Annotated in this window: 13 protein-coding genes; 12 read left to right on the forward strand and 1 reads right to left on the reverse strand. The window is 45.7% G+C overall.

What is annotated here, in order from left to right; genetic code table 11:
- Nucleotides 1-284 precede the first annotated feature (284 nt).
- The 9 genes from ACFQ4A_RS12540 (at nt 285) to ACFQ4A_RS12580 (ending at nt 10,833) form a co-directional block, all read left to right on the forward strand.
- Nucleotides 285-1,319, forward strand: coding sequence for a sugar-binding transcriptional regulator (locus ACFQ4A_RS12540; RefSeq protein ID WP_382401131.1), 1,035 nt, complete (start codon nt 285-287; stop codon nt 1,317-1,319).
- A 40-nt stretch (nt 1,320-1,359) separates the two neighbouring features.
- Complete coding sequence (gene gap, locus ACFQ4A_RS12545; protein ID WP_382401132.1) at nt 1,360-2,370, forward strand: type I glyceraldehyde-3-phosphate dehydrogenase; 1,011 nt, start codon at nt 1,360-1,362, stop codon at nt 2,368-2,370.
- 169 nt (nt 2,371-2,539) lie between these two features.
- On the forward strand, nt 2,540-3,721 hold the full coding sequence (locus ACFQ4A_RS12550) for a phosphoglycerate kinase (protein WP_382401134.1): 1,182 nt from the start codon (nt 2,540-2,542) through the stop codon (nt 3,719-3,721).
- Nucleotides 3,722-3,739: 18 nt separating this feature from the next.
- Nucleotides 3,740-4,498 carry a triose-phosphate isomerase gene (gene tpiA / locus ACFQ4A_RS12555; RefSeq protein WP_382401136.1) on the forward strand — a complete coding sequence of 253 codons (759 nt, stop codon included), beginning with the start codon at nt 3,740-3,742 and terminating at the stop codon, nt 4,496-4,498.
- On the forward strand, nt 4,495-6,033 hold the full coding sequence (gpmI, locus tag ACFQ4A_RS12560) for a 2,3-bisphosphoglycerate-independent phosphoglycerate mutase (protein ID WP_382401138.1): 1,539 nt from the start codon (nt 4,495-4,497) through the stop codon (nt 6,031-6,033). Before tpiA ends, gpmI begins: the two co-directional genes overlap by 4 nt.
- Before the next feature lie 12 nt (nt 6,034-6,045).
- Nucleotides 6,046-7,332, forward strand: a complete 1,287-nt coding sequence (eno, locus tag ACFQ4A_RS12565) for a phosphopyruvate hydratase (protein ID WP_382401140.1) — start codon at nt 6,046-6,048, stop codon at nt 7,330-7,332.
- A gap of 232 nt (nt 7,333-7,564) precedes the next feature.
- Nucleotides 7,565-9,040 carry an alkaline phosphatase family protein gene (locus ACFQ4A_RS12570; protein ID WP_382401142.1) on the forward strand — a complete coding sequence of 492 codons (1,476 nt, stop codon included), beginning with the start codon at nt 7,565-7,567 and terminating at the stop codon, nt 9,038-9,040.
- A gap of 140 nt (nt 9,041-9,180) precedes the next feature.
- A complete protein-coding gene (locus ACFQ4A_RS12575) occupies nt 9,181-10,146 on the forward strand; it encodes a nucleoside hydrolase (RefSeq protein WP_382401144.1) in 966 nt (321 codons plus the stop codon).
- 99 nt (nt 10,147-10,245) lie between these two features.
- Nucleotides 10,246-10,833 carry a nitroreductase family protein gene (locus ACFQ4A_RS12580; protein WP_382401146.1) on the forward strand — a complete coding sequence of 196 codons (588 nt, stop codon included), beginning with the start codon at nt 10,246-10,248 and terminating at the stop codon, nt 10,831-10,833.
- Between the two features lie 272 nt (nt 10,834-11,105).
- Here the strand turns inward: ACFQ4A_RS12580 and ptsP are convergent, their stop codons facing one another.
- Nucleotides 11,106-12,812: a phosphoenolpyruvate--protein phosphotransferase gene (gene ptsP / locus ACFQ4A_RS12585; RefSeq protein ID WP_382401148.1), complete on the reverse strand. Its 1,707-nt coding sequence runs from the start codon at nt 12,810-12,812 to the stop codon at nt 11,106-11,108.
- Between the two features lie 310 nt (nt 12,813-13,122).
- Here ptsP and secG point away from each other — a divergent pair, with 310 nt between their 5' ends.
- The 3 genes from secG to rnr all read left to right on the forward strand — a co-directional run bounded on the left by secG (nt 13,123) and on the right by rnr (nt 16,464).
- A complete protein-coding gene (gene secG, locus ACFQ4A_RS12590; RefSeq protein WP_382401151.1) occupies nt 13,123-13,356 on the forward strand; it encodes a preprotein translocase subunit SecG in 234 nt (77 codons plus the stop codon).
- A 123-nt stretch (nt 13,357-13,479) separates the two neighbouring features.
- A complete protein-coding gene (locus tag ACFQ4A_RS12595) occupies nt 13,480-14,226 on the forward strand; it encodes an alpha/beta hydrolase (RefSeq protein WP_382401153.1) in 747 nt (248 codons plus the stop codon).
- A gap of 51 nt (nt 14,227-14,277) precedes the next feature.
- Entirely contained in the window at nt 14,278-16,464 is a 2,187-nt protein-coding gene (gene rnr / locus ACFQ4A_RS12600) for a ribonuclease R (RefSeq protein ID WP_382401155.1), read from the forward strand.
- Nucleotides 16,465-16,604: the final 140 nt, after the last annotated feature.

The raw sequence follows: 16,604 nt of genomic DNA on the forward strand, positions 1-16,604 counted from the left end.
GCTAGTATCCTTATTATACGATAGTACGAAATAGTACGCAATAATTTTAAGTAAAATTTGACAAAAAAATATAAGCCTGAGTTGGCTTACGGTCACTTTTTATTCAATTTGGGTGTCAAACTCCCGAGCAGCATTGCAGGTGGCGAACAGCAAATGATTTGTATAAAAATAGAGATATGATACAATGAAAATGAACGGAAGGCATCCCATCTATATTTTTTTGGTCTATGCGGGACATATTATAAAATGCCGGGACAAAAATTGACCAGATAAGGAGTTCTTGGATGCGCGAATTGATCGACATGCAGAAAAAATTATACCCTGATTTGCTGGAAGTCATGCAGCAGCGATATACACTCATGCAAAATATCGAACTTTTGCAGCCGATTGGGCGCCGTGCTCTGGCAGCCAATACCAATTTAACCGAACGCCATGTACGCAGTGAGGTTGATGTACTGTCGCGTCAAGGGTTAATTGATGCATCATTAAAAGGTATGCAATTGACAAAAGAGGGGAAATTAGTCATTGACCAATTGGCAGCATTTATGCATGACTTAATGGGCTTGAGTGTTTTAGAAAGCCAATTGAAGGAAACATTAAAACTGGACAATATTATCATTGTTCCCGGTAATAGTGATGAGCATGAATGGGTAAAACAAGAAATGGGAAAAGCCTGTGTGAAGTATTTGAAAGAACACGTGTCATCAGATGAATCGATTGCTGTCACTGGTGGAACGACCATGGCGGCAGTTGCTGAGATGATGAGTCCTTTCGAAAACAACACGAAATGCTTGTTTGTCCCGGCTAGAGGCGGTATTGGCGAAAAAGAGGAAAATCAGGCCAATACAATCGTTGCTAGAATGGCAAGACAGGCAAAAGGGAGTTACCGGCTGCTTTATGTGCCGGACCCGTTAAGTGAAACCTCATACCAAACAATGATACAGGAACCTGCCGTCATCGACGTGTTACAACGCATTCAGCATGCTTCTGTTGTCCTGCACGGGATCGGTGATGCCATCACAATGGCAGAGCGGCGTAAAACATCGCCGGATATCATCGGAAAATTAGAGAAGGAAAAGGCTGTCAGTGAGGCATTTGGTTATTATTTCAATGCGTCTGGGGCGGTAGTCCACAAAGTCAGGACAATCGGGATTCACCTCGAAGACTTATCCAGAGCCGACCAACGTGTTATTACGGTGGCCGGTGGCAAGTCAAAAGCACAGGCCATTACGTCTTTTTTTAAACAAGGCAGAAGCAATCTTTTAATAACCGATGAGGCAGCGGCAGAAACGATTTTAAGGGATAATCAATCCCTTTAAAATAAATCAAATTACTAGCAACAATTAGGAGGAAATATACATGGCACTAAAAATGGGAATTAACGGATTTGGCCGTATTGGACGTAACGTTTTCCGTCAAGCACTAAAAAATGATGACGTCGACGTCGTCGCTGTGAATGACTTAACAGATGCGAATATGTTGGCACACTTACTGCAGTATGACTCTGTCCACGGTGTACTGGATGAGGAAGTGACGGTTAATGGCTCCAACATTGTCGTCGGCGGAAAAGAAATTAAAGTCCTTTCGGAACGCGATCCCGCTAATCTTGGCTGGGGCGATATCGGGGTTGACATTGTGATTGAATCGACCGGCCATTTTACGCAGCGTGACGATGCGAAAAAACACCTTGACGCAGGCGCGAAAAAAGTGGTTATTTCAGCACCGGCAAAACAAGAAGACTTGACCATGGTCATGGGGGTTAACGAAACAGACTATGACCCTGAAAAACACCACATTGTGTCCAATGCATCGTGTACGACAAACTGCATTGCACCGCTTGCCAAAGTATTGCATGACAAATTCGGTGTCAAACGCGGTCTGATGACAACTGTTCACTCCTATACGAATGACCAGCAAATTCTTGACTTGCCGCATAAAGACTACCGCCGTGCCCGTGCAGCAGCCCAAAATATTATTCCGACAACAACCGGCGCTGCCAAAGTGGTTGGCAAAGTCGTGCCTGAATTGGACGGCAAACTAAACGGTATGGCTGTCCGCGTACCGACACCTGATGGTTCATTGACTGATCTGGTCGCTGAACTTGAGCAAAACGTAACAGAAGAGGAAGTTAATGAAGCGTTCAAAGCAGCTGCTGAAGAAGAAGGACTCAAAGGAATTGTCGGCTACAGTGAAGCGCCGCTCGTTTCCAGTGATATCGTCGGCACCACGTATTCGTCATTGTTTGACGCCCAGTCAACAATGACCCTTGAAGACAACATGGTGAAAGTCGTTTCCTGGTATGACAACGAAATGGCTTATTCTGCACGCTGTGTTGACCTGGCTGTTTATATCAGCAAACAGGGACTATAAGGTTGATGATAGGGGGAGGGCCATCCTCCTCCTTTTTTCGAATCCAACGATAATGAAATCGACTGACTTAGCGATTGTTACATCTGACTGTCGGGCTTCCGCCTTTGGCATGAGGCGGCAGCACCGTCATTTCTAAACTGTACATATCCCCTGGAAGGAGGACGCTCATTTGAATAAGAAAACACTGCAGGATCTGGATGTAGAAGGCAAAAAAGTGTTTTGCCGTGTGGATTTTAATGTGCCGATGATAGACGGCCAGGTGACGGATGACACACGGATCAGGGCAGCAGTGCCGACGATTGAACATTTGACAGAAAGAGGTGCCATCGTTATTTTAGCGAGCCATCTCGGCCGGCCAAAAGGTGACGTGGTAGAGGAATTGCGGCTTGACTCGGTGGCTGAGCGTTTAAGTAATTTACTTGGAAAAGATGTGGTTAAAACCGATGCCGTACATGGAAAAGAAGTGAATGAGGCTCTGTCACAAGTTAGCAATGGTGATATTGTCTTGATTGAAAATGTTAGGTTTGAACCGGGTGAAGAGAAAAATGATCCAGACCTGGCCCAGGCGTTTGCGGATATGGCCGATCTGTATGTCAACGATGCATTCGGTGCTGCACATCGGGCCCACGCCTCAACAACTGGTGTCGCTGAAAAATTGCCTGCCGCAGCCGGCTTTCTAATGGAAAAGGAAATAGAAGTGCTCGGCAACGCATTGGCGGACCCTGACCAGCCATTCACCGCCATTATCGGCGGAGCCAAGGTCAAAGACAAAATTAATGTAATTGATAATCTGTTGGACAAGGTAGACAATCTAATCATCGGCGGCGGACTTGCCTATACATTTGTCAAAGCACAAGGCCACGAAATTGGCAAATCATTGCTGGAAGAAGATAAAATGGACCTGGCCAATGAATTCATGCAAAAGGCAGAAGCTAAAGGTGTCCGGTTTTTTATGCCGGAAGATGTCGTTGTAGCCGATGACTTTTCCGAAGAGGCCAACACGAAAATCGTCGACATCACCGACATACCTGCTGATTGGGAGGCGCTGGATATTGGGCCGAAAACACGTGAATCATACGGTCAAATCGTCAAGGAGTCCAAGCTGATTATCTGGAACGGCCCAATGGGTGTGTTTGAATACAGCCCATTTGCTGGCGGAACACGCGCTGTTGCCGAAAGCTTGGCCGATACTGACGGTTATACGATTATCGGTGGTGGCGACTCAGCAGCGGCTGTCGAAAAATTTGGTTTTGCCGGTGATATGGATCACGTGTCCACAGGCGGCGGCGCATCACTTGAATTTATGGAAGGACAGGTCCTGCCTGGCGTAAAGGCACTTGACGATAAATAATTCAGGAGAGGTGATATAATGCGAAAGAAAGTCATTGCAGGAAATTGGAAAATGAACAAAGTACTGACTGAGGCTGAGCAATTTGCCGATAACGTGACAGACAAGCTCCCGAATGACGATAACGTCGAAGCGATCGTTTGTGCCCCGTTTCCCTTTTTGCCATCCCTAGTGGAGAAGACGAAAGGGAGCCGGTTGCAGGTTGGTGCACAAAACATGCATTTTGAAGACAGTGGCGCATTCACCGGTGAAGTCAGCCCGGTTATGTTGAAGGATCTTGGCGTCACGTATGTTGTCATTGGCCACTCTGAACGTCGTGAACATTTTGCAGAAACAGATCAAACGGTGAATAAGAAAGTCCACGCGGCTTTTAATCATGGTTTAACACCGATCGTTTGTGTAGGTGAATCACTCGAACAGCGTGAGGCCAACCAAACCATGAATCATACTGAACAACAGATCAAAAAAGGCTTGGAAGGATTGCGTCATGATCAGGTGGCGGACACCATTATCGCATATGAGCCGATTTGGGCCATTGGTACCGGCAAAACAGCGTCAAGTGCCGATGCCAATGAGGTTTGTGCACATATCCGCAACGTTGTTAAAGAGATGACATCCGGCGATATTGCCGAACAAGTGGTCATCCAATATGGCGGAAGTGTCAAGCCGGCCAATATTGATGAGCTCCTGACACAATCCGACATTGATGGCGCGCTTGTCGGAGGTGCCAGTCTTGAAGCGGAATCATTTCAGCAGCTTGTGGAGGCAGGTACAACATGAGTGATAATAAATTAGCGGCATTGATTATCCTTGATGGATTAGCCCTGCGTGATGAAGCGGAAGGCAATGCCGTCAAACAGGCCCATACACCTAACCTGGACCGCTATTGGAAAACCTGTGCCCATAATCAATTACAGGCGTCTGGTAAGGCAGTCGGACTCCCTGAAGGACAAATGGGCAACTCGGAAGTTGGACACCTTAATATTGGAGCGGGCAGGGTTGTCTACCAGAGCCTGACGCGGGTTAATCTATCCATCAGGGAAGGAGAATTTTTTGAAAAAGAGGCCTTCCTGAAATCCATCCAGCATGCCAAAGACAACGATAAGGCGCTGCACATTTTTGGCCTTTTGTCTGACGGCGGCGTGCACAGTCATATCAGCCATCTTTTTGCTCTGCTGAAACTGGCAAAAGATCATGAACTGGAAAACGTCTACATCCACGCCTTTTTGGATGGCCGCGACGTCGGCCCGCAAACGGCGAAGGAATACATCAAACAGACGGAGGACAAAATAAACGAATATGGGGTCGGTCAGTTCGCTACGATTTCCGGTCGCTACTACTCGATGGATCGCGATAAACGCTGGGAGCGGGTTCAGAAAGCCTATGATGCGATGGTATATGGCAAAGGTCCGACTTATGAAGACCCATATAAGGTGATTGACGATTCCTACGAAAACGGCATTTATGACGAATTTGTTATTCCGTCTGTTCTGACGGACAAAAACGGTGAACCAGTTGGTAAAGTGCAGGATGAAGACGCGATCATTTTTTACAATTTCCGGCCTGACCGGGCGATCCAAATTTCCCGGACGTTTGCCAATGAAGACTTCCGTGATTTTGACCGGGGCGAACAACGGCCGAAAAACCTGGATTTTGTTATGTTGACTGAATTCAGTGAAGCGATTGACGGCTATGTTGCCTATGAGCCAGCTAATCTAGACAACACGGTGGGGGAAGTTTTGTCCCAGCATGAGATGAATCAGCTGCGTATAGCCGAAACGGAAAAATATCCGCACGTGACGTTTTTCATGAGCGGCGGCCGTGAAAATCAATTTCCGGGCGAAAATCGGGTGCTGATTGACTCACCGAAAGTGGCTACTTATGATCTACAGCCGGAAATGAGTGCTTACAAGGTGACGGATTCCTTGCTTGAAGAACTTGATTCACAGCGGCACAATGCCATTATCCTTAACTTTGCCAACCCGGACATGGTCGGTCATTCCGGTAAACTTGAGCCAACGATCAAAGCCGTTGAAGCTGTTGATGAGTGTCTTGGCAAAGTCGTGGATAAGATCTTGGAACTGGGCGGCAATGCGATTATTACCGCTGATCACGGTAATTCGGATGAAGTTGTCACACTGGAAGGCGACCCGATGACAACACATACGACGCGGCCTGTGCCGGTCATCGTGACGAAAGAGGGAGCCGAACTGCGTGATGGCGGTATTTTGGCCGATTTGTCCCCGACATTACTGGATTTACTGGGGATTGAAAAACCGGCGGAAATGACCGGTGAATCCCTTATAAAAAAATAAAGGAGTGGTTTGATGCCATACATTACAGACGTTTATGCCCGTGAAGTCCTTGACTCCCGTGGCAATCCGACAGTTGAAGTGGAAGTGTTTACGGAATCCGGGGCTTTTGGTGCTTCATTGGTGCCAAGTGGTGCTTCAACAGGTGAATATGAAGCCGTGGAATTGCGCGATGGTGACCAGGACCGTTATCTTGGAAAAGGTGTCGAAAAAGCGGTCGAGAATGTGAATGACGTGATCGCCCCTGAACTGCTCGGTGTTGATGTGACCCGGCAGAACATTATCGATCAGCTGATGCAGGAACTTGACGGCACTGATAATAAAGGAAGTCTCGGGGCCAATGCGATTCTTGGCGTATCCATGGCAGTTGCCCACGCGGCCTCCAGTTATCTTGAACAGCCATTGTACAATTATCTCGGCGGATTTAATGCCAAAACACTGCCAACACCAATGATGAATATTTTAAATGGCGGTGAACACGCCGATAATAACGTGGACATTCAGGAATTCATGATCATGCCTGTGGCAGCCCCAACATTCAAAGAAGCATTGCGGACAGGTGCGGAAATTTTTCATGCCCTGAAAAAGGTGTTGACGTCCAAAGGTTACAATACCGGTGTCGGTGATGAAGGCGGATTTGCACCAAGTCTTAGCTCCAACGAAGAAGCACTTGGTACGATTGTTGAAGCGATTGAAGCTGCCGGCTACAAACCGGGTGAAGAAGTTAAGCTCGCGATGGATGTTGCTTCTTCGGAAATCTATGAAGACGGCAAATACCACCTTAAAGGCGAAGGTGTTACCCGTACGGCAACAGAAATGGTTGACTGGTATGCAGACCTGATTGAGAAGTTCCCGATTATCTCGATTGAAGACGGATTGGACGAGAATGATTGGGAAGGCCATAAACGTCTGACCGACCGTATCGGTGACCGTGTTCAACTTGTTGGCGACGACTTGTTTGTGACGAACACGAGCAAGCTTTCCCGTGGTATTGAACAGGGTGTCGGTAACTCTATCCTTGTCAAAGTGAATCAGATCGGAACGTTGACCGAAACATTTGAGGCGATTGAGATGGCTAAAAAGGCCGGCTATACAGCGGTCATTTCCCACCGTTCCGGCGAAACAGAAGATGCAAGTATCGCTGATATTGCGGTTGCAGCCAACGCCGGACAGATTAAAACCGGCGCACCGTCCCGAACGGATCGTGTTGCCAAATACAATCAGCTGTTGCGCATTGAAGATGAACTGGCAGGAATGGGCGAATATGCCGGTTTGGATGCATTTTATAATTTGAAAAAGTAAGTGAAATGAAACAGAAAGAAAGATGGCTATCCAGGAGGAGAGTCATCTTTCTTTTTGCAGACAGGAAATGATAAGCCTTCCTATCTGCAACAATACTTATAACAAGAGCCTTCCAATAACCTTGATCAGCTTAAGTTCAAATATTGCCAGAATAGGTGAAAATGAATTGGGCAGTAATAAAAAATGATGACTTTATGAGGAGATCTATTACATACAGTGAGGATGAAACAAAGTGGATCAACATGTAAAACCACGAAAACCGGTCATTCTATTAAATATCGATTCATTGATGCCTGAACCACTGGAAGTAGCGGTACAAACCGGAAAGGCACCAGCTTTGAAGTTTTTGATGGAAAATGGCAGCTATATTTCCAATGTGGTCAGTTCTTTCCCTACAATGTCAGTGACGATTGATAGCAGTCTTCTGACAGGCACTTATGCTGATCAGCACCAAATTCCCGGTTTAAACTGGTTCGATGATTCTAAAAAAGAGATTATTAACTACGGTACGGGATTCAGGGAGACGAATAAGTCAGGGCTCAAAAAGACAGTCCATAACATGCTTTACCGCCTGAATAATGAGCATTTGAGCAGTCATGTCCGAACGCTTTATGAAGAATTGGCAGACAGGGGAATTCAATCTGCTTCCATTAATTCCTTTGTTTATCGCGGCAATACACCGCAAAAGCTGCAGGTTCCCGGACTGCTTCGCGGATTTACCCGTTTTAAAGATGATCAGTGGACAGCGGAAGCCACATCGATTTTTTCCTTAGGTGTTTTTTCCAAACTGCGTAAGCGTAGTGTGGCAACACAAATCGCAGCCGGAAATTATAAATATACGGCCCGGGAGCTGCGCCATTTAATCCGCCGGAATAAACTTCCGGGCTTTACATTTTGCATCTTTCAGGATCTGGATTTCCGCATTCATTTTAAAGGACCGATGGATATAAAGGGAATCGCCAAAATTGATCGTCAAATCCAAAAAACGCTCAATTTGTACCCGAGCTGGGAAGAAGCGCTTAACCGGAATGTATGGATGGTTATGGGGGATAACGGTCATGCGCCGATGGGGTCCAGGTACCGTGACTTTGTGATCGATCTTCGCAAAATACTGAAAAAATATCGCATCGCACGAATTCAGCGTCCCATCCGAAAAAAAGATCAGATAGTACTCAGTGTGAATCAGCGCATGGCGTATGTTTACATACTGGATGATACGTTACCGCTCTTAACTGTTGCCGGACAACTAATGAAAGATTCCCGGATTGATATCATAGCCTGGAAATCCGGAGACGGCATTCGGATCGAATCAGGCATGAGAGAAGGTTCATTGCACTATAGTCCAGGCGGTGAATATTCAGACATGTACCAGCAAACATGGCACATGAGAGGAAACCCTGAGCTTTTGGATGTAACGCTTTCAAGTGACAACAAAATTGCGTATGGTGATTATCCCGATGGATTAGCCCGTATTTACGGTGCTTTGCACTCTCAGCCAGGCCGTTTCATTGTGGTTAATGCAAAACCTGGGTGTGAATTTAAAGCACAATCGACACCATTCCATCTTGGTGGTGCTGCACATGGTTCATTGCACAAGCAGGAAACGCTGGTGCCCCTGGTGATTGCAGGGACCGCCATCAAGCCACAATACCCGCGGCTTGTCGATATGAAATCTTTTCTGCTGGACCTGCTTGACCGCTGTAAATGATAACGCCCTCTGATACGACACCTTTCTGATACTGCTGCCCAAAAGCAGCGCCGGAAAGGTGTCATTAAGTTGGTATAGGACAAATACATCAACGAATAGTGTTAACTGGGTAACTATTCCAATCTTGGGAGAGGATTTATGTGGCACAAAAGGTGCTGGTATTCGGTGATATTGGCATTGACGATACTGTCGCCCTGATTTATGGCTATTTTGATGACAGGATTGATATTGTTGGTGTGGTAGCTAATTATGGAAATATACCAAGGGAAAAGGCACTGGCAAATGTTAATTACGTAAGAGGGTTGTTTAATATCGATCCATCGATAGAGGTTATTTTGGGTGCCGAAAAGCCGATGACCGGTGAGGATCCAATTTTTTTCCCTGAAATTCATGGTGAATATGGACTTGGCCCAATTGAGCCACCGCTTTTGAATGATGAGGGTGTTGTTGAAAATTTCTTTGAAGTTGTAGGAATTATAGAGCGGTATCGAGACCAGGATTTGGTGATTGTAAATATTGGCAGGTTGACGTCGCTTGCCACGATGTGTATTCTGTATCCATTTGTCATGGAAAATGTGCGGCATATTTATATGATGGGCGGTGCGTTTTGGGTTCCTGGGAATGCTACAGCAGTATCGGAAGCTAATTTTTATGGCGATCCGATTGCCGCACAACTGGTTCTGAAAAATGCTAACAATATTACGATTGTCCCGTTGAATGTAACATTGCAAGCGATTGCGACACCACAAATGGTCGATTATATCGATCAAGTGGGGCATGCGAAAATTATCAAGCCACTGCTGGATTATTATTACGATTTTTATAAACAGCGAAATCCGAGCATACAAGGGAGCCCGTTGCATGATGTGGTCACCTTGATGGCAACCGTCTATGATAATATGTTCACGTACAGATATTTGCCGGTTAATATTATTCAAGGGGACCATGACATTGACAGGGGGCAAAGTATTGCGGACATCAGACCGTATGTTGATGTCCTGGAGACGGAAGTGGAGGAGGAAAAGCATCATCGTATTGCTCTTAATCTGGATTACTGGCAATTTTATAATCAATTCATGTCGATCATGACTGGGCAGCCCTTTTAATGAATGGCATAATAAAGCCTCTCAAACTTGACTCACTTGGTTGAGCAGACTGGGCAGCCCTTTTAATGAATGGCATAATAAAGGGGAGAACGATTTGAGGTGATCCCAATCGATTTGTTAACAGCTATTAAAGCACGCAGGTCTATTCATAACTTTAAAAGCGAAGAAGTTGAACGCGATATTTTGCGGGACATTTTTACTTATGGTTCTTATGCGCCGTCCCATTATATGAAAGAATCATGGAACATCAGACTTTATGAAAAGAACGGTAAAAAAGCGTTTGTTGATGCGATTATCGCCAGTTATCAGCGGATAGGCATGCTGAAAGCGGATGATGACCCGAAGACGCAAAAAATGATCGCATCGATGCAACAATTTTTATTGCAGATTCCGCACCATGCCCTGATTTATTTTCCAAAAGAAGAAGATCCTATCAGGTATGAAGAAGCGTATGCCAGTGTTTGTGCATTTATTCAAAATGCCCAGCTCGCCGCTTGGGAATATGGCGTCGGGATGCTGTGGACGATTACCCCGTACATGCATGACGACGGGTTTGCTACCGAAGTTGGCCTGGATAGTGAAACCGAGAAAATTGCCGCTGTGATGCAAATCGGTTATCCGGCAAGAATTCCCCGTGATAAAGGGAGAACGCCGATTGTTGATAAAATGGCGTTTGTTTCAGAATGAACTTTGCTGAAAAGATGAAAGTATCAGGGACGAAATAGCATCCGAAGACGGGGAATATCAACAGAAGCGCAGTAACATCGTCAGAAGAGCAGCAGTATCGTCAGAAGACAGGAAATATCAGCAGAAGAGTGCAATATCAATAGAAGAACACAAATATCAATAGAACAAGCGCATGATCACAATCAACAAAATGGTCAGCAGAAAACGCCAGCTCCTCTGAATTGCCATAAAAAACGCCCGATCAGCACAAAGTGCCCCGGGCGTTCAACCAGTTATTCGGTTTTTTCTTTAATGAATTCAACAACTTCTTCAGCCGTTCCCATTGCTAACAGTTTGTCCTTATAGGAAGTCATTTTTTCTTTCGACAGCCCACGGATTTGTGTGCGTGCAGGCAGGATGGATGTCGCACTCATGCTGAATTCGTCAAGCCCGAGACCAAGCAGTGCCGGGATGGCAATGGTGTCGCCTGCCATTTCACCACACATGCCAACCCACTTATCTTCATCGTGTGCTGCTTCAATCACATTGTTGACCAAATTTAAAATAGCCGGGTGATATGGCTGATACAAATAGGACACGCGTTCGTTCATGCGGTCAGCTGCCATCGTATATTGAATCAGGTCGTTGGTGCCAATGCTGAAAAAATCAACTTCTTTGGCAAATTGTTTAGCGATGACGGCTGTTGATGGGATTTCCACCATAATGCCGACTTCGATATCATCCGAGACACTGATGCCTTCATCCTTCAGGTTCTGCTTTTCGTCTAGTAGAATGCCTTTTGCCTGGCGGAATTCTTCCAAGGTGGCAATCATCGGGAACATGATTTTCAAATGACCGTGTACACTGGCACGCAATAATGCGCGCAGCTGGGTCCGGAAAATGGACTCATTTTCCAGGCAGAAACGAATGGCACGGAAGCCCAGAAACGGGTTCAGCTCATCCGGCAGATCCAAATAACTCAACTCTTTATCACCGCCGATATCTAGTGTTCGGACAACAACTGGCTTATCCGCCATTTTCTCCAATACAGCTTTATAGGCCTCGTATTGTTCTTCTTCTGTCGGCAATTGGCTTTTACCCATGTATAAAAATTCAGTACGGTATAAGCCGATGCCTTCACCACCATTTGCCAGAACACTGTCAACATCGTCCGGTGTCCCGATATTGGCTGCCAGTTCGACTTGCTCTTTATCGGCCGTTAGCGTTGATTCGTCTTTCAGCTTGGCCCATTCTTCTTTTTGCCGTTCAAAATCCGCCTGCTTTTCTTTATATGCGGCCAGTTCATCATCAGTTGGATTCACAAGGACATTTCCCTCAATACCATCGACAATGATGAGATCGTCCTGCTTCACAGCTTCCGTCACTTCTTTCGTGCCAACGATGGCAGGGATTTCAAGTGATCGTGCCATGATAGCCGAATGGGATGTTCGCCCGCCAATATCGGTAGCAAATCCCTGGACGAATTCCCGGTTCAGCTGGGCAGTATCGGATGGTGTTAAATCATTCGCAATCACAATGACCGCTTCATCGATTAAGGCAGGATTCGGGAATGTAACGCCCAGCAAGTGGGCCATCACACGTTTGGTGACGTCTTGGATATCGGCAGCACGTTCCCGCATATAAGCATTATCCATGTTTTTGAACATGTCGACGAACATATTGGTCGTTTCGTCCAGTGCTGCTTCAGCAATGACATTCTCGTTGGTAATTTTATCTTTAATTGGGTTTATCATTTCCGGGTCATCTAAAATGAGTAAATGGGCTGAGAAGATTTCGGCGTGCTCATCGCCCATTTCTTTTCGGGTGTGTTCCCGGATTTTTTCCAGTTCGCCTTTAGCTGTTGTCAGCGCTTTTTCCAGACGTTCGACTTCTTTATTTGGATCATCGATGGATTTTTTTTCATATGTCAGCTCAGGCGTCATGAGCTGATACGCCTTGGCAATGGCTATTCCACTCGATGCGGCAATTCCTTCAATCATAATGTTCGACCAACCCTTCGATAAGTTTTTACACCACTCTACATTTTACATGGTTTATCACTAGCAAATCAAGCATTTCTCCTTGTCATCCAATTGAGCCAGTTCAGTAAAATCCGGTATATCTCATGCCGGTTTATTTCTTGCAACAATTCATGCCGGCATCATCCATTTCTATATGTGTTATCATGATGATAAAATGAAAATCAGGAAACGTCCAAAATTAAGCAAGCGATGACTTGCGGTGGCTCATCCAGTTATGCTAAAGTACTTATAGGTATCGAGTGTCTTAAAGTTAGGGGTGCAATTGAGAATGGAAGGCCTTGTTCATATATTATTATTGATTGATGCGGTGATTATGGTTGTCCTGATTTTATTGCAATCGGGAAAAAGCGCAGGACTTTCCGGAGCGATCTCCGGCGGGGCCGAGCAACTTTTTGGTAAACAAAAAGCACGGGGCGCGGATTTATTTTTACACCGGGCGACGATTGTCACCGGCGTCCTGTTCTTTGTGCTAGCTTTTCTGAGTGGTTATATACTTCAATAATGGCATTCTGGCCGAAGCCCTTATCGCAACGTGTGATAAGGGTTTATTTGTTTTAAAATGGTCTCATAATAGGGTAAGGTATACTATATGGAGCTGGAATCACAGAAGGAGATGAAACAAGACATGAAAATTAAATTACCGGAACCGTTCACGTTTGAAGCTGGTCCGCGTGCGGTATTGTTATTGCATGGATTCACCGGTCATTCAGCGGATGTGCGGATGCTCGGTCGGTTTTTGGAGAAAAAAGGCTACACCAGCCATGCACCGATTTACCGCGGGCACGGAAAAGAACCTGAAGAGCTGGTGAAGGCGAGTGCCGATGATTGGTGGGAAGATGTCCGGAACGCTTTTCATCATCTAAAGGAACTGGGCTATCAGGAAATAGCGGTTGCGGGATTGTCGCTCGGCGGTGTACTCGGGCTGCGGCTGGCTTACGCTGAACAGGTGAAAGGCATCATTCCAATGTGTGCACCGATGTTTTTTGACAACGAAGAAGAACTGACAAAAGGGTATAAATTTAAAGCACGGGAATTTAAGCAACTGGAAGGGAAGGATAAGGACACCATCGAACAAGAGGTACAGGAACTGGTCGGTAATTCCCGCGCTATGTTCTCGGATCTGGCGAATCTGATTAAGGAAGTGAATGGCCATATTGACACGATATATGTCCCGACGTTTGTTGTGCAGGCACGCCAAGATGAAATGATCAACACCGATAGTGCGACATATATTTATGACAATGTTGAAGCAGAGCAAAAGGATATCAAATGGTATGAAGATTCAGGCCATGTCATTACGATGGGCAAGGAAAAAGAGCAGTTGTTTGACGATATCTATCAATTTCTGGAATCGCTTGATTGGAATGAATGATTATAAAATGAGGAAAACGTGAATAATAGGCTATAGAAAGAAGGTGATAACATGCGTGAAACGATGCAGGAACGCTTACGTGATTATTTTAATGAACATAGTGACAAACCATTAGCAGTGGACGAGCTTGAGGAAGCACTAAACTTGCAGGATGCTGTTGAATTCAAAGAACTGGTGAAAGCGCTGAATGTTCTAGAAGAAGCCGGCGAGCTTGTCCGCACCCGCAAAAACCGTTTCGGACTGCCGGAAAAAATGAATCTCGTCCGCGGCCGAATCCAGATGCACGCCAAAGGGTTTGCCTTTTTGATTCCGGATGATGAGGCACAATCAGATGTTTATATTCATCACTCCGATCTGGGTTCAGCCATGAATAATGACAAGGTTATGGTTCGGATTGAAAAACGGAATGCTGATGGCAACAGGCCGGAGGGAACGGTTATCCGGATTTTGGAACGTGCCACCCATCAGGTCGTCGGAACGTTTGAGAATAACAAATCATTCGGTTTTGTTATTGCCGACGATAAACGCATTCCCAATGACATTTTTATCCCGAAAAGCTTGACAGGTGGTGCGGTGAGCGGGCATAAGGTGATTGCCCATATTACCAAATACCCGGAAGGCCGGAAGAGTGCTGAAGGGGAAATCATTCATATACTTGGTCACAAAAATGACCCAGGCATCGATATCATATCGATTATTCATAAACACGGCATCAACGTTGATTTTCCTCAGGAAGTGCTTGAGCAGGCGGCTAACACACCAGACGAGATTGATCCGTCCGAACTGGAACACCGTCGTGATTTAAGGGATGAACAAATTGTCACGATAGACGGTGCCGACGCTAAGGACCTGGATGATGCCGTATCCGTCAAAAAGTTGGATAATGGCAACTACAAACTCGGCGTTTATATTGCCGACGTCAGTTATTATGTGGAAGAAAACGCCCCGATTGATGAGGAGGCTTTTGAACGCGGAACTAGTGTGTATCTGGTTGACCGGGTGATTCCGATGATTCCGCACCGGCTGTCAAACGGCATTTGTTCCTTGAATCCGAACGTGGACAGATTGACACTTGGCTGCGAAATGGAGATCAACGCGAAAGGTGAAGTGGTCAATCACGAAATTTTCCAGAGTGTGATCAAGACGGACGAACGGATGACATACCATGATGTGAATAAAATATTAACTGATCGGGATGAGGAACGCCGTGAACGATACAAGCCACTTGTCCCTATGTTTGAAAATATGGAAGACCTGGCTGACATCCTTCGCAGAAAACGGATGGACCGCGGTGCCATCGATTTTGATTTTAAAGAAGCTGAGGTGCTTGTTGATGAATCCGGAAAACCGGAAGATGTTGTCCTAAGGGAACGGTCGGTGGCAGAGCGGCTGATTGAAGAATTTATGCTGGCGGCAAACGAAACCGTTGCCGAACACTTCCATTGGATGGATGTCCCATTCATCCACCGGATTCACCAGGACCCGGATGAAAGCAAGCTGCAGCACTTTTTCGAATTCATTGCAGGACTCGGTTATGTGGTGAAGGGGACAGCCAATGAAATCCATCCCCAGGCTCTTCAAAAAGTGATCGAAGAAGTAAAGGGTAAACCGGAAGAAATGATTGTGTCCAAACTGATGCTGCGCTCGATGCAGCAGGCGAAATATGATCCACAAAGTGTTGGGCATTTTGGATTGGCAACCGATTTTTATACCCATTTCACATCACCAATTCGCCGTTATCCGGACTTGACGGTACACCGATTGATCCGGACCTATTTGATTGATAAGCAAATGGATGGCCAGACGATCAACCACTGGAAAGACCGGATGCCGGAAATTGCCCGTCATTCGTCTGAAATGGAACGGGCGGCAGTTGATGCTGAACGGGAAACTGACGATCTGAAAAAAGCTGAGTTTATGCAGGATAAAATCGGTGAGGAATATACTGGTGTTATTAGCTCGATTACCAATTTCGGCTTGTTTGTTGAACTGGAAAATACAATCGAGGGGCTTGTGCATGTCAGCTACTTGACCGATGATTATTATCATTATGATGACCGTAATCATGCGATGATCGGTGAACGCACCGGTAATATGTATAAGATCGGTGAAGAAGTCGATGTCCGTGTTGTCAAGGTTGATATTGATGAACGTGTGGTTGACTTTGAACTGGTAACAATCAAGCAGCCTAAGAAGGAAAACAAGAAAAAGATCAAGGCGAAAAAGGCTAAAAAATAAGTCAATAACAATTTAGACTAATGTGGTGCGATTCAGAGCATCATATTGGTCTTTTTTTATTTTGTTGGACTTTTATTGAAATAGTCGGTGAGAGAAATAATCCCAGCTGCTCAAGGATTGGGCGGCAATTTTTTGCAATA

The organism is Lentibacillus salinarum (assembly GCF_042679865.1).
GTDB classification, from domain to species: Bacteria; Bacillota; Bacilli; order Bacillales; family Amphibacillaceae; genus Lentibacillus; species Lentibacillus salinarum.